Origin of the sequence: Allorhodopirellula heiligendammensis, from assembly GCF_007860105.1 — a bacterium.
In the GTDB taxonomy this organism is placed as follows: Bacteria; Planctomycetota; Planctomycetia; order Pirellulales; family Pirellulaceae; genus Rhodopirellula; species Rhodopirellula heiligendammensis.
In genome coordinates this window covers 235850-250676 of the sequence record NZ_SJPU01000002.1, presented here as the reverse complement: position 1 = coordinate 250676, position 14827 = coordinate 235850, and the positions used below count along the sequence as shown (strand labels likewise).

At 57.1% G+C, this 14827-nt stretch carries 5 protein-coding genes; 3 read left to right on the top strand and 2 right to left on the bottom strand.

All coding sequences use genetic code 11. The annotated features are described in order from the left end of the window. Nucleotides 1-230: 230 nt before the first annotated feature. Both Poly21_RS11260 and Poly21_RS11255 read right to left on the bottom strand, forming a co-directional pair. A complete protein-coding gene (locus tag Poly21_RS11260; protein WP_146407153.1) occupies nucleotides 231-2837 on the bottom strand; it encodes an alpha/beta hydrolase-fold protein in 2607 nt (868 codons plus the stop codon). A 219-nt stretch (nucleotides 2838-3056) separates the two neighbouring features. Continuing rightward, entirely contained in the window at nucleotides 3057-4076 is a 1020-nt protein-coding gene (locus Poly21_RS11255) for a glutamate--tRNA ligase family protein (protein ID WP_302118674.1), read from the bottom strand. Between the two features lie 186 nt (nucleotides 4077-4262). Here Poly21_RS11255 and Poly21_RS11250 point away from each other — a divergent pair, with 186 nt between their 5' ends. The 3 genes from Poly21_RS11250 (at nucleotide 4263) to Poly21_RS11240 (ending at nucleotide 14812) form a co-directional block, all read left to right on the top strand. After that, the gene (locus tag Poly21_RS11250; RefSeq protein WP_302118672.1) at nucleotides 4263-4832 is read left to right on the top strand and encodes an RNA polymerase sigma factor; all 570 of its coding nucleotides are present in this window, start codon (nucleotides 4263-4265) and stop codon (nucleotides 4830-4832) included. Continuing rightward, nucleotides 4829-7696 carry a vWA domain-containing protein gene (locus Poly21_RS11245; protein WP_146407152.1) on the top strand — a complete coding sequence of 956 codons (2868 nt, stop codon included), beginning with the start codon at nucleotides 4829-4831 and terminating at the stop codon, nucleotides 7694-7696. Before Poly21_RS11250 ends, Poly21_RS11245 begins: the two co-directional genes overlap by 4 nt. A 192-nt stretch (nucleotides 7697-7888) precedes the next feature. Then, entirely contained in the window at nucleotides 7889-14812 is a 6924-nt protein-coding gene (locus tag Poly21_RS11240) for a hypothetical protein (RefSeq protein ID WP_302119748.1), read from the top strand. The last annotated feature ends 15 nt before the right edge of the window (nucleotides 14813-14827 follow it).

Below are 14827 nucleotides of genomic sequence, written 5' to 3'. Positions count from 1 at the left end.
CTTGTCGAAGGTCCTGGCAGTGCGAGGATCGTTCACAAGATCCTTGGCCACTCATTCGATTCTTTTCAGTGCCGCAACGTATCAGCCGCTGGCGCAAAGAGCACCAGTGAGGGTCGTCGTGTGTTGCTATCGACGGGAATTTGTCGTTGCAGAAGTTGATCTCTCGCCTAGCGAGTGTGTTTCGCCAAATTCCACATTTGAAATCACGAAATACACCACAATCGTTAAACTCAATCTCGCGATGCGGGTTTCACCTTGAGATGACGGCGATAAACGGTGTCGCCGTTGGTGACGTAAAGATACTCATGCCCGGGTCCCGCCAATACGCAGCTGGTAACCGGTTTGGCTGGATTGGGGCTGGGAAGTACCCCGCACAAACGTCCCGTCGGATCGAAGACTGCGATGCCGACCGCGCTGGTCACGTAATATCTATCGGACTTATCGACCGCGGACCCATCGCCGCGCGACGCGGATAGGTAAGGCGGCGGCTCGTTAAACCTAAACTCACCGTCCGGATTGATCGGCAACCGCATTGTCATCGACGGCAGTTTGGCATCGAGCGACGCATCCGCCGCTACGCGGAATGTCCAAGTGAATTCGCCACCATGGTCGGACACCACCAGCGTCCCCCCGTCGCGTGACAGAACGATACCGTTGGGGCGTGTGATCCCGGTATCGACGGCAGTCGTTTCGCCGGATGCCGGATCGATACGGGTTACTTGTTGAGCCCTCGTTTCCGTAATCAAGATGATTCCGTCATCCGTCACCGCGAGGTCGTTGGGCGCTACACCGTCTGCCACGCTGCGAATCTCACCCGTTTTCGTGTCGACGGCAATCACGCGTTTTTGTGCTCCCTGGCAGCCATACAATGTCCCGTCAGGACCGAACTCCAGACCACTCACTGCGACAGGGGCGAGCGTTTCACGCTCCCCTTGATTATTCGCAGGGACACTGTAGATCGCGGGAGCACGCATGTCTGAAAAATAGAAATTGCCGTCTGCATCAGTGCAGGTTGCATCGGCAAAACCAAGCTTGTCGGCCACGATCTCCCATGTCTCACCAGGAATCAATAAGTTCAAAAGCGTCAAGTCGCCACGCAGGTCATCCTGCGTGTCGATCGATGGGGTGTGGGCTTCGCTGCGCCACAGCCAGCGCATCGCGTCGGGGAACCGTGAGCTGCCATAGTCCGCATTGTGGGCGTAGCCCTCTGCCCAGTCAAAACGAGAGTCGTATCCCATGTACTGCAAACTCGAAGCCATCCGTTGGTTCGCCCACGGCCAGCTACCAAACGCATTGTCGATATCTCCGCTCGTATCGGCCATGTAGACGCGGATCGGTTTCGGTTCCGTCTTCCGCACTAACGCCGGATAGACATTCCCGCCACGCAGGTTCGTAAAGCTGCCGACACTTGAGTACACCTTTGAGAAGCTGTCCGGGCGTTCCCAGGCTGCCGTGAACGCGCAGATCCCTCCCGAACTTGAACCGCCGATAGCACGCATCTTCGGATCGTCAGAGATGTTGTATTTTCGCTCTACCTCTGGCAAGATTTCCTCTAGCAGAAATCGCGAGTAACGATCGCCGAGACCGTCATACTCGAGGCTGCGGTTAGACGATTTATTCTTGACACGTTTTCGATTTTTATCGTGACCAGGGTTGATCAACACGGCAATTGTCGGTGGCATCTCCCCCTGAGCAATCAAGTTGTCAAACACGATGGGCACTCGCCAGCGACCTTGCTCGTCGCCAAACCGTTGGCCGTCTTGAAATACCATCAGTGCCGCGGGCTGGTTGGCGTTGTACTGCGCTGGAACGTAAATCCACCAGTCCCGGATCGTATCTTTAAAAATTTTTGATTCCCATTCCGGCATCTTGATGAGCTCGCCTTGCGGGACATCGTCGCGGCGAACCGCTTCGGGGGCAGGTTGCCATTCGGGTTTCGTTTGCGGGTTCTCCGGTTGATCACTCTCAGCATCCTCGTCCCATAGCCAACGCAGGGCAGATGGAAGTTCGATGCCCGCGTGATGACCGGAGTGGCCACCTTCGGTAAAGACGAGCTTGCTCTGATAACCCGCGAACCGCAGTGCTGCAGCCATGTCATGGTTGGCCAATGGCCAGTTGCCATGCAGATTGTTCAGATCATCTTTACCGTCTTGCAGGTAGACCTTGATCGGTTTCGGGTTGTCTTTGGTTTTACGGATCAAGCCGGGGTAGGCCCAACCGCCGCGAATGTTCGTGAAACTGCCGATATTGCTGAGCACCTTGCCAAACTGATCTGGCTTTTCCCATGCGACGGTCCAGGCACAGATACCACCTGACGAGATACCGCACACCGCCCGATGCTGCGGATCGTCCGAGACTTCAAGGCCCTCCAACGCCACTGGCAGAAACTCATTTACTAAGAAGTTTGCATAGTGGTCCGACAGTGAATCGTATTCGAAGGAGCGGTTGCTACGATTACGGGCGCCCGGCTTCGTGGCGTTGATCGTGCCTGGATTTACGAACACGGCGACGGTGACCGGCATCTCACCCTTGGCAATCAAATTGTCAAACACCACTGGAACGCGGAAAGCGCCGTTCTCTTTGGCGTAGTTAATTCCGTCCATGAACACCATCAAGCTCGCCGGCTTTTTAGCGTCGTACTGAGCGGGCATATAAACCCGGTAATCACGTGTCGTGCCCGGGAAGATTTGGCTTTGGTCAAACACCCCCGAAGTGACTTTGCCGTGCGGCACGTCTGACTGAACCTCGCGATCAGCAGCGTCGGGCTGCTCGCCGAGGACAAGGTCGCCAGCAAGACCGATATGCCAGATGAGAGCGATTGCAACCAAGAACTTCATATTAGACGAACCGAAAACGCGAGGATGATCATTGGGAGTGTTGAGAATTCCGCCAGAGCGAAGCCGTATCATCGTCGCTGACGCGTCCATAATCAACAGTGGAGTTAGCACGGCAGCGTATTGCCGCGACGTCAGTCCGGTACAATGCTACAAGTGAGTGGATCGGTTACGGACGGGACAGCGATCTCATCCTACCGACCGATTCGAACGATAGCTTGTTTAAGAATACCGAACTTGCTCACGAGACAGACGAGTCCAGTCGATCCGCTCGATCATTTCAGCATGCCACCGACTCAGCTCCCAGGCTGCGGTTGCTTCTGGACTCGGCAAGCAGGCAGGGTCACTCATGGCGGAGCGGGCGGCCCAGGCGACGATTGACTCCGGTGCAACCCCTTGCTTGCGGTAGTGCGCCAGCCGTGTGTCGCCATGACGCTTGGCCAGCCGACGACCGTCTTCACCAACGACCAGGGGGACGTGAGCGAATTCTGGGGAGGCAACGCCGAGGTGCTCGTAGATTTGCAACTGCCGGAAAGTACTCAGCAGCAGGTCGTCGCCGCGGACCACTTCGCTCACGCCTGCATCGATGTCGTCGACCACGACGGCGAGCTGATACGCGGCCACACCTTCTTTGCGGGTGACAGGGAAGTCACCGATCGCGGTGCCGAGGTCGCAGCAGATACGGCCTGCAACGAGGTCATCGAAGCACCGGCGGGCAGAGACGATGCGAAATCGCCAGCAATACGTGCCGGGCGCCGGCAGTGGATCGCCGACGCGCCAGCCGCTACAGGTGCCGGGATAGATCGTCGACTCAGCCGTGATCGTTCGCTCCTGCCCGGTTGCCTGCAGCACGGTCGATGTTTGCGGCGGGCCCGTCGAATGCTCGTGGGGTGCCGAGGAGGCGGACTCGATATCTGTCCGGGTGCAGGTGCAGGGGTAGACGCGATCGTCAGCGATCATGCGATCCAGGACGGCTTGATACCGATCTGTACGCTGCGTTTGGATGATGGGTTGGCCATCAAAGTCGATTCCCAGCCACGCGAGATCCTCGATGACTTGGTCGGTAGCCCACGGTTTGACTCGCGGCGAATCAATGTCCTCAATCCGGAGAATCAGCTCAGCGTTCTGAGCCCGGGCACTCCAGTAGGCGAGCAAGAACGTCCGTGCGTTGCCGAGGTGCTGGGCGCCGGTCGGCGAGGGTGCCAAGCGGCACACTGGTGGTTTTATCGCGGGGATGGTCATGGCGGCATCGTACCATGAAGCTTTATGGGGATCGCAGGCTTGCTGGTGTACCAATCTCAACGATTTAGCGACCTAGAGCTATCCCGACCTTACACCGAACCCTGAGACCCAGGGGATTTCAACAATTTGTGAGTTTTCTCCTAATATAATCGGTCACTGCGAGTCTTCTCTGTTGAGAGGATGGCCATGACCGCAATAGCGACAAAATTCATGTTGGAACCGACTCCTGAGGTTGATCAACCAAGCAGCGAGGGTGAGTGCACGCTCACTCTACGCGACTTGTTTGACTCCGAGGAGACGCCGCTGCTGCGATACGCGTTCTCGTTGACGGGTCGCCGGGCAGTGGCTGAGGAGATTGTGCAGGAGGTGTTTTTACAATTGCATGGTCGTTTTGACGAAGTGGCATCACCGCGAGCCTGGCTGTTTCGCAGCGTCCGCAACAAAGCCTTCGATTATCACCGCAACCACCGCCGGGAGGTGTTCGTCGCCGAGCAGCCCGACTCACCCGCGGGCGATGAATCCCCCGAATCACTGGTGGTGCGGATGGAAGCGATGGGTGTGCTGCGACTGGCGATGCGGGAACTCAGTGAAACCGACCAGCAGCTCATCCGTCTGAAGTATTTCGAAAACCTCAAATACAGCGAAATTAGTGCTCAGTCGGGGCTGGGGATGGGCAACGTGGGCTACCGACTGCATCACATTTTGAAAGAGTTATCCGCAAGACTCCAACGCATGGGGGTCGACGCAGCGTCATGAACGATCCAACATCCAATTTATCGTCTGAGCAAGAACTTGAGACGCGCATTACCGCGCTCGTCTTGGGAGAGGCGTCCGCATTCGAACGCGATCAGATTGCCCGCCTGATTGAGCAACGCCCAGATCTCGCTGAGATGAAAGCACGGCTGGAGATGGTCCACGGGCTCCTACACGATGTTGGGAAAGGAGACTGGGCTGGCGAAGAGGCTGGCGATTGGAAATTGCCTGCGAGCAAACGAAACGCACTGATGGCAGCGTTGGAGTCGGAGACGATTGCCGATCTGACGGAGAGCTGGCGTCCTGTGCCTCGATTCTCCAGGTTCACGTTGATTGCCAGTCTGGTCTGTGCTGCGTGCCTAGTCGTTGTGGTGGGACTGTGGAAGATTTCGGGATCTCAACAAGTGGCGATGGTGCGATCGCTCTCGCAAGCCACGTCAGAATTGTCGTCTGGTTCTGCGGTCGAGTACGTGCTCGATGAGGAGAGTGTCGCCGAATATGCGGCTGCCGACGATGCACCCGCGGTTGCTTTTCAGCGTCCCGGTGGCCCCGAGGGCATGGGCTTCGAAATGGGCGGAATGGGCGGTGGAGTTGAGTTGAGTCTACCGATGAGCGAGGCAGAAGGTCTTGCTGAGCGGCGTACTAAAGACGTGGACGCACGCTTTTATCGCTCGGCCTTGAATGACACCGCGGAGTTCGACAGCGGTAGGGTGAGTGGACGGTTCGATGTGATGTTGGGAATGCCGCTGCAGGAGATGCCTTCGGCGGAGACGGCAACGAGGGACAAAGCGGTGGCCCCGTTGGCGGCGATGCCGCAAGCTCGCTCGCCCGACAGCAAGCAGGGATTTCCTACGGTGAATGATTTCGCTGAACCGCTCTGGGCTGCCGGTTCTCCGGTTCCATCCACTCAGGATACCGCCGGCTCTCGCGAGTACGCTGGCCGTGGATTGGGAAGATTGAGCGAGTCGGCCTCGGAGTCATTCGAGTTCGCCGACAGTTCGAACGGAGTCGCGCCCCTGTCAGCTCCGACCTCCTCGGTACAAACATTTGATCGATCGACCAACAACGGGCGTGGTTCGACCGTGGAAACGCTGGTGCCACAAGAGCCACAGGCCGCCGTAGCGGGTAAGCCTCAGTCAGGAGAGAGTGAACAAGAGGAGCGTGCGTTTGATCTTCGAACAGCTTCGGATTGGGACGAGTTGTCGCGGCGCAGGCTTTCCGATGCGGACGTGCGTGCACAGTCATCTGTCGAGAACGAGGTCGCCGAAATGGCTTCTGGACAACAGCAGGAGTTCAAGACCGATCAGCTCAGAGATTCGCTCGAGGATGACTTGGATTTATACTTTGGTCGTGAGGGAGGCGATCATCAGCCTCTGTCGAAGAGATCGGAGGAACTTTCAGCGTTAGACGCCGATCGACCACTCGAGCAGAAAGAGGCCAATCTTCCGCAATTGAGTGAAGAGGCCGGGAAGAAACTGGATGGAGTTGCACGCGGCGAGGTGCGGCGTGAGCTGCAAGAGCGTGTGGTGGTAATCCCCCCGGAATCGGACGCCGCTGCGGAGCCATTTTCGACCTTCTCGCTCCACGTCAGCGATGTTTCGTTCAAGCTCGCCGCTGCAGCGCTGGCAGAGGGCCAGTGGCCCGCTGCGTCCGAGGTTCGGATCGAAGAATTCGTCAACGCACTGGACTACGGCGATCCGCTGCCGAGCCAACATGAAAAGGTGGCCTGCCAAATCGAGCAATGTATCGATCCGTTTGCGCAACAACGCAATCTATTGCGAGTCTCGCTGCGAACCGCTGCTGCCGGACGTGCTGCGGCAACGCCATTAAGGCTAACATTGCTGCTGGATAACTCTGGTTCCATGGAGCGGATCGATCGTCAGCATACCGTTCGTCGTGCCTTCGTGACGCTTGCCGAACAGCTGCAACCGAACGATCAGATTACGTTGATCAGTTTTGCCCGGACACCGCGACTGCTCGCCGACCGAGTCAGTGGTGCGGGTGCGAAGGAACTGGTCGATCTTATTGAACATCTTCCCAGCGACGGAGGTACCAATATCGAGGCCGCCCTGCAGCTAGCGTGGGAAAAGTCTCGGGAACAGTGGACTGAAGGTGCGCAGAACCGGATCATTTTGCTCACCGATGGAGCAGTCAATCTTGGCGACGCCAACCCCGAGCGACTGGCAAATATGGTCAGCTCCATCCGCGATTCAGGAATTGCATTTGATGCAGCCGGTATCAGCGCCAACGGACTTAACGATGAAGTCTTAGAGGCGCTGACGCGAAAGGGCGACGGACGATACTACCTGCTTGATTCCGCCGAGTCGGTCGATGACGGCTTCGCTCGCCAGATCGCTGGTGCGTTACGCCCCGCGGCAATGAATGTAAAGGTGCAGATTGAATTCAATCCACTTCGAGTGGGGAATTACCGTCTGCTGGGTTTTCAAAAACACCGGCTTAATGAAGAGGACTTTCGCAACGACCAAGTCGACGCGGCCGAGATGGCAGCGGCGGAAGCGGGCGTGGCGGTCTATCAGTTCGAGGCCAAACCGGACGGCCAGGGGGATGTTGGATCGATTTCGGTACGATTCCGCGACATGGCAAGCGGACAAATGGTGGAACGTCGTTGGCCGATCGTCTATCAACCCAATCCGCCCCGTGCTGATCAAACCTCCGCCTCACTGCGGCTGGCGACCGTGTCGGCCTTGTTCGCCGCCAAGCTGAGCGGAGGGCCGGTGGGCGAGTCCGTTGACCTAAAAGTGCTTTCTGAGCTACTCGCGGGGTTGCCGCCACAAAATCGAGTCGCCAATCGAGTCCGGCAGCTTGAACAAATGATCCAGCAAGCTCGACAGATCAATGGACAGTGAAATTCCCACAGAGATGAGATTCCCAAAGAGATACGCGCCCTGTCGGTGGCTCACCAATCGTTCGTTTACGAGTTCCGCTGCAAGTCCACCATCAAGATCTCGACTTGTTTCAAGTCGTGAGCATGTTGTTCGAATCGTTGTCAGCTCGGAGAGCTGAGCGATCATCCTCAAGTCCGTACGTCCGTGAATACTATGTTTCCACAATTCTCCTTGCGTCTGCTCATGTCACTTGTGATGCCGTTCGTATTCGTCGCCAAGGGCGTCGGCCAGGAGACATCTGAGCGGGCGACGATCGACAGTTCTGTCGGCAAAGATGGCACGGGGGTGATTGTGATTGAAGCCCGCGGCAAGGCTCCCGAACCGCCCGTTTTTTATTCTGCGACGGCTCACGCCAACGTGGATGTGAATGCCGAACAGGTCACACAAACGATTGACGTGCGCTTCCGCGTGATCCAGGGACATGCTCAGACGTTGAGTTTGGGAATTCAGGGTAACGGTGAGATCAGTGATGTCTCCAGCGAAGTCGAGGGGCTAAAGTCTTGGTCGGTACGGCAAGCCGATGGGAGTCGATTTCTCGATCTGCAGTTGAACGAGGATGTCAGCGATCTGAAGGTCACGATCACCAGCCGATCAGAAGATTTGCACTTGCCCGCGGAAATCGAGCTGATGCACCTAACCGGCGATCAAGCTGTTGGATTTGATTCCGTTGTCGAGATTCATGACCGCGATGGTGTGCAGGGAGTGGTTACGCAGGCCAGTGGCTTTTCGCCGATCAAGTCAGACGGACAAGCACGGCGTTTTCAGACCAGTGTGGGTGGACAGCTCACGTTGTCAATTAGCCGTAGTGGGGCCGCTCCAGCACCGGTCGAGTTCGATGACTCAGAACTGATTGGTGAACTCGATCCCAGTGGTGATTCAATGCAATTCAAGCTTTCTGGCAATGCACATGTCAGCCAACCGGGAGTGGAACTCGTCATACTGAGGGGGCGGGCAGCAATCAGTGAGATACCACAAGATCCAAACTACCGCCTGAGCTTGACAACAGAAGGCGATCAACCGGTATACAAACTCGCGTTCCCGCAAACGGGTGTCTTCCCGGTGGAGATCAACTTTGTTGCTGCTCTTGGGACTGCTGAGAAGGTTGGACGCGGCTTAGATTTCACCGTCGCCGCTGGCGCGGTGGTCCCATTAACACTCGAGGGGCTGGAAGAGGAGCTACTCTTTGTTCGAGACCAGAAATTCGTTTCACCCGAGCACCGTGAAGATGCATGGATTGGATTTCTGCCGGCCTCCGGTCACGCCAAGTTGCAGTGGAAACCCGCCCGTCAGGCTGGCGAGGGAAAGTTGTTTTTCACATCGACAGGTCGTATCGAGGCGACCGTAGGCGCTGGGCTGCTCCGCCAAGATCATCAGATTCAGTACCGCGTGTTACAAGGCGAGCTGAAAACGCTGCAACTTGGCCTCCATGGCCCCGGCGAGATTCTCGATGTCAGTGGCGGCAATCTCGTTGGATGGAACATTACCGGCGAAGGCGAAGCACGAATCCTGAATATCACGCTCAGCCAGGCGATGACGGGGGAGAGCCAAATTGATGTACGGAGTCAAACGCCACTTGGGGCGTTTCCGGTGCAGGTGAAAGGTTTGCGGCTCGAACCGATCGGCTCGATTCGCCATTCGGGATTGTTGCGGGTGAGTAACGCCGGGTCGGTGCGGCTGGAACCGACCGATCTCGTCGGTTTGACACAGCTTTCACCGGATCAATTCCCAGGACCAGCAGCACGTCAAGTTTTCGTCTATCGTTTTCCCGCCGCGGAATACTCCTTTGCTGTCGTGGCCGATCGAATTCAACCAGAAGTCCATATCTCAGAACTCGTGACATATGAGTTGTCCGAATCCGATCGCGTGATTCACGCGGACATCGAGATGGACATTCGCGAGGCGCCCATTCGAGAATGGGACTTTGCCATTCCGCCGGACTACTCCGTCGTGGCGGTCACGGGGGCGAGTGTCGCCGATTACGTCTCCGCCACCGTGATTGAAAATGAGCATCGCAACCTGAAGGTGCTCTTTTCGCAGGACGTGAGTGGTCGTCAGCTCGTATCGCTGTATTTGGAAAAGAGCGAGCCCGCCTCGGAAGCAGACTGGGCGTTACCGCGAATTGGCTACCCTAACGCCAAGACGGTTCGAGGTGACATCGGTATCAGTGCGGCTGCGGGATTTCGCGTCACCGTCGCTGATACGGACCAGTTGACGGAGAAACCACTTTCATATTTCCCGAAGCCTTCGCCTCGTCTGCAACAGGCGTTTCGCGTTCGTCAGCCTGACTGGTCTGCGACGATGCATGTTGAGTTGCTTCAGCGGAGCGTCCAGGCGGATGTATTTCATTTGTACTCGCTCAGCGATGAAACGTTGTATGGCAGCGCACTGATCAACTACTTCGTAACGGGATCGCCTGTCTCGCAGTGGAAAATCTCGGTTCCCGAGACGCTCGGGAATGTCACCGTCGATGGTCAAGACGTGCGGACGTGGCGGCGCGAAGGCGACACGTTGATCATTGCTCTGCATCAGGGAGTGATGGGGGCAAGTACGGTGTTGGTGACCTTCGAGGAAAAAACGAACGTCGAACACCATTCGTTTCACGCGGGTGTGATCACACCACTGGATGTGCAGAGCGAACGCGGCTACATCCAGATCGTCAGTCCGATGCAAGTCAATGTCGATAGCCTATCGGTTTCCGATGACTTGTTGAAACTCGATCCACTCGAACTGCCGGCCGAACTTCAATTGTTGAGCACCGCACCCGCCCTGGGAACATGGCAGTACACCGAACGTCCGTTTGTACTCAACCTCAAGGTCGAATGGTTCCAGCCCGGCACGATGGTATCGCAGGTCGTCGAGTTTGCGGAGGCGGACAGCCACGTGTCAGTCGATGGCGAGTTGGTCACCAACGTGACGTACTTTGTAAAGTCTCGTGGGCAACGAACACTGAAAGTCAAACTGCCAGAGGCCCCGGTGCGTCTGTGGGAGGTCTCTGTTGACGGCAAGCCTGTCACAGCCCGGCAGGCCGACACATTCACACTCATTCCACTGCCCGGTGGCGCCGATCCAAACGTTCCTGTCGAAGTTCGACTGCGTTTAGGAAAACCAAGTGTGAGTGAATCGCGACCAATGTTGGCACTGCCAAGTGTCGACGCACCCCTGCTTAAGGTCGAGTGGAGTATCGCTGGCGATGAGAATCGTGTGCTCGCACCCGGAAGTGGTACTGTCTCCCCGCCACGACCGATCCTTCCTCCATCGGGTTTTCAGTGGACCGCCCGGCACGGCCTCGTCCCGTTATTGTTCATTGGACTCTTAGCGGGGGTTGGAGTCTGGGTATACGAGTGGACTAGGTATTGGCAAGCTGCGGGATTGGTTTGTTTGGCAATTTCAATCGGGATATCGTTGTTGACTGCTGCTGCGGCCGTTGCCGATATCCGCGCCGTACTGCCACTCCAACTCAGCCTGCCGATTTTATCCGCCGGTGCTCCCATCGAGTTGCAGGTTTCAAACATTCCTCGTTGGCGAGCCAACCTGTCATGGTTTGGTTTGGTGTCCATCATTGTCGGCGCGTCTTGTCTTGTTTGGTCTTGCTTCTCGGAGTCGATGCGTAAGCGGATTCGATGCGTTGGTGGCTTCTTAATCGCACTTGGAGTGCTGTGGCAGGGAGACGCCGCAGGATGGTTCTTCGCGTTGGTCGCCTGGGCAACTCTGCTGTTCTTGTTTCTTTCCCGAGCTACCCAGTCCATGCGTCGGTTGTCTGGTCAGAGCCGCGAATATCAACGCGACAAACAGTCCGGCGCAGGACGCGGCCCAGTGGGCCCTGTAACATCGGCCATCGTGATCTTCGCGTTTACGGTCGTTGCTTCAGGTAGTTCGGTGGCTGAGGTTCCCAGCGGTTTCTTGGCTGCCGATTCGATCAAACAGGAGTGGCAGCTGACGCATCGAGACGGACGTCTGAGTGCTGGCGGGACGATCACAGTCTCGGGGGACCCCGGAGATCAATTCGTGCTTGTTCGGGCCCCGGCGGTATTGACTCGATTTGAGGGGGAGGGTTTGCGGCTGACCAAACAAGAAATTCCTGGGATGGGGCTCGCTTACATCGTCTCCATTGCGTTGAAGGATGAGCAGGAAGAGTCCGTCCGCGTGGAAGCGTCGTTTGAGTATCAACTCGAATCGATCCAGGTGCATCAGAGTATTCCTGTCCTTACCGGAGATGCTGCGCTCGCGGAGATTAGCTTTCACTATGACGAAAGCGGTTGGGACATTCACAGTACCAATGCGGTTCGTATGGAAACGGTGACTGCTCAGGACTCGACCCAGGCCATCGTGTTGCTCGGACCAGGAGAGGCGAGTCTCTCGCTGAGCCCGCAAGCCCGTGATGCGGCAACCGAGCACACGCAGTTCTACGTCGAGGCGTCCAACTTGTATTTGCCCGCGCCAGGTGTGGTCGATGGTCGGCATCGTCTGCACATCCGCATGTCCCAGGGACAACTTCGTGAAATGCGGGTGGTGATTCCTGACGGATTGACGGTGAGTAGCGTCAATGGGCCGGTTAGCGCCTGGCAGTTTGATGCCGAGCAGGGCGACTTAAAGTTGGAGCTCGAACCACCCCAGTCTGATAGCTTCGATGTCACCATCGAGACGCAGCGGGGGATGGCATCGCTGCCTACCAACGTCACGCTCGCTCCACTGAGAGTTGCCGACGCGAATGGCGAGATTGGCTTTCTTGCAGTTGCCTTCGGCCCTGACGCGCAACCTGAGAAGCTCACTCCTCAAAGCATGTCAGTGGTCAATCTCAGCGACTTCGATGCCAGTCTGCTGCCAAACCGAGACGTCGTGCTGCACCGAGTCCTGCGCTACGGTGCCGCCGGTGGTGAGGTGGTCGCCCGTGTTGCACCGGTGGCTCCGGAGGTTCGTGTTAGCAGCAAACAGGTGATCTCACTCGGTGAGGAGCGGATTGTCATGGGAGTGAATTTCACTGCAGAGATCACCCGGGCGGGCCTGTTTCAACTGAGTTTTCCCTTGCCGAGCGGATTGGAGGTGGAGTCGCTCTCGGGGAACTCACTCCACCACTGGGCCGAGCGTAGCGATGGCGAGCAACGCCAGATTGTGCTGCATCTTAATGGTAAAACCATTGGGCCACAGAGTTTTGCTCTCACCCTCGCGGGCACGTCGCCGAAAGGCGTTCCCGAATGGAAAGTGCCCCGGTTCGAACTCCACGAAGCTGCTCGTCAGAGCGGGGAGTTGGTCGTCCGCCCCGCCACTGGCATTCGTTTGCGGACGATCACGCGGCAAAACGTTTCAGAGTCTGATGTCCAGCACATGATTGGACCAATGCCGACCTCGGCGACTCCCGGAGGCTTGGCGTTTCGTCTGTTGCAGCGAGACTGGTCGCTGGTACTGGGGATCGAGAAGCTCGATCCTTGGGTGACCGGCCAGGTTCTGCATGAAGTGACTTTGCGTGAGGGCCAAACTCGCACTGCACTTCTCGCAAAATTCGAAATTCAAAACGCATCGATTCGCTCTCTGAATGTCGTCTTGCCGGTTTCAGACGATGATGAAGTCAAGACCCTGCGCGCCAGCGGGAGTACTGTGAGCGATTTGGTTCGCACCGCTCCCAATTCCAATACGTGGGAACTGCGATTTAAACGTCGCGTGATTGGGGATATTGAATTTCGGATTGAGTATGAGCGGCGAGGCGATCGTGAAGAGGAACGCGAGCATATCACTCCGGTTGCATTCCCGCAGTCTCGCCAGCTGTCATACTTCGTCGCTGTGCGTGCGGGAGGCCGACTGGAACTTCACTACGACGACTTGCCGGACGGGTGGCAGCGCATCGATTGGACGAGTGTGCCCTCCGCTCTGCGGGATGCGGGGACTCGCGCCGCCCCCGTGTTTGTGCTACGAAGCGTTGCGGCGTCTGGAAATCTTACCGTCCATGCAAAACGTCATTCGCTCGCCGACGCGCTGAAGTTGCGCGTGTCCAAGGGCACTCTCACCACGGTACTCTCGGCGACAGGCGACCAGTTGACCGCCGTGGAACTGACCGTCGACGTGATCCAACGCAGCAGTCTGAGGGTCGGATTACCATCAGATGGCAATCTTTTTAGCATTTTCGTCAACGGCGAAAGCGTTCATTCCATCCACCAACGCGGGGACGCCAGCGTATGGCAGTTCACCATTTTGCCAGGGATCGATGACCGCACTGCAAATGTCCGCTTTGTGTACTCAGTTAGCGGCGACCAAGTAGGCAAGGTTGAGTTAACCAGCCCCGAGCTGAATGTGCCGTTGGAGAATATCGAGTGGAGCGTGGTCGCCCCGGAGGGCTACACTCTGTCGGATCACGACGGAAACCTCGAGTTAGTACGGTTGAGAACCCAAGGCCACTACGACCGCAGTTCGTATTTGTCAATCGCGAGCGGCGCTCGAAAAGCGAGAGCCGAGCAGGCAGCTGAACTATTCGCTAAAGCCAATCAGTTGATCCAAGCTGGTGAACAATCGAAAGCGAGCTGGGCACTGAACAGCGTCGCCAATCAGAATGCACTCGATGCGGCGTCGAACGAAGACGCCCGTGTGCAGTTAGAGAACCTGCAAACACGGCAAGCCATTATTGGTCTCAATACGCGTCGGCAGCGGCTCTACCTCGATAACAACCCGAGCGTTGACGTGTTTGCCGGGGACCAGCAACTTCGCGATGCAGCGACCGATAATCCCATTCTGCAGCAGAATCAACTAAACTTGCGTCCGGGTCAGTTCAGTGAGTTGCTGCGAGGCAATACCACACAAGACAACGCATTTTTACAACGCATCGCGACCAAATTGGTCGATCATCAACGCACGACCGAACCCGCTCCCCAAGCGATCGTGATCAGTCTGCCGCAAGAGGGCGTGATCTCGACATTCACACGCAGCGTGCAGGTTGATGAAGATTCCCCCATGGAGCTCGACCTCGAGTTCGACTGGAAATACGGCCTGCCGTTTTGGAGGTCAGTTTGTCTGTGCACATTCGTGGCGGTGATGGTGATGGCCTTCGTCTCAGTGGCCGGTCGCCCGGGGCGCTGGGCACAACGGGACTGAGAATGCGGACGGGCT

What these genes read in the sequence shown, in the direction of transcription:
- Poly21_RS11260 (WP_146407153.1), bottom strand. Translation starts at nt 2,837, where the DNA reads ATGAAGTTCTTGGTTGCAATCGCTCTCATCTGGCATATCGGTCTTGCT.
- Poly21_RS11255 (WP_302118674.1), bottom strand. Translation starts at nt 4,076, where the DNA reads ATGACCATCCCCGCGATAAAACCACCAGTGTGCCGCTTGGCACCCTCG.
- Poly21_RS11250 (WP_302118672.1), top strand. Translation starts at nt 4,263, where the DNA reads ATGACCGCAATAGCGACAAAATTCATGTTGGAACCGACTCCTGAGGTT.
- Poly21_RS11245 (WP_146407152.1), top strand. Translation starts at nt 4,829, where the DNA reads ATGAACGATCCAACATCCAATTTATCGTCTGAGCAAGAACTTGAGACG.
- Poly21_RS11240 (WP_302119748.1), top strand. Translation starts at nt 7,889, where the DNA reads ATGTTTCCACAATTCTCCTTGCGTCTGCTCATGTCACTTGTGATGCCG.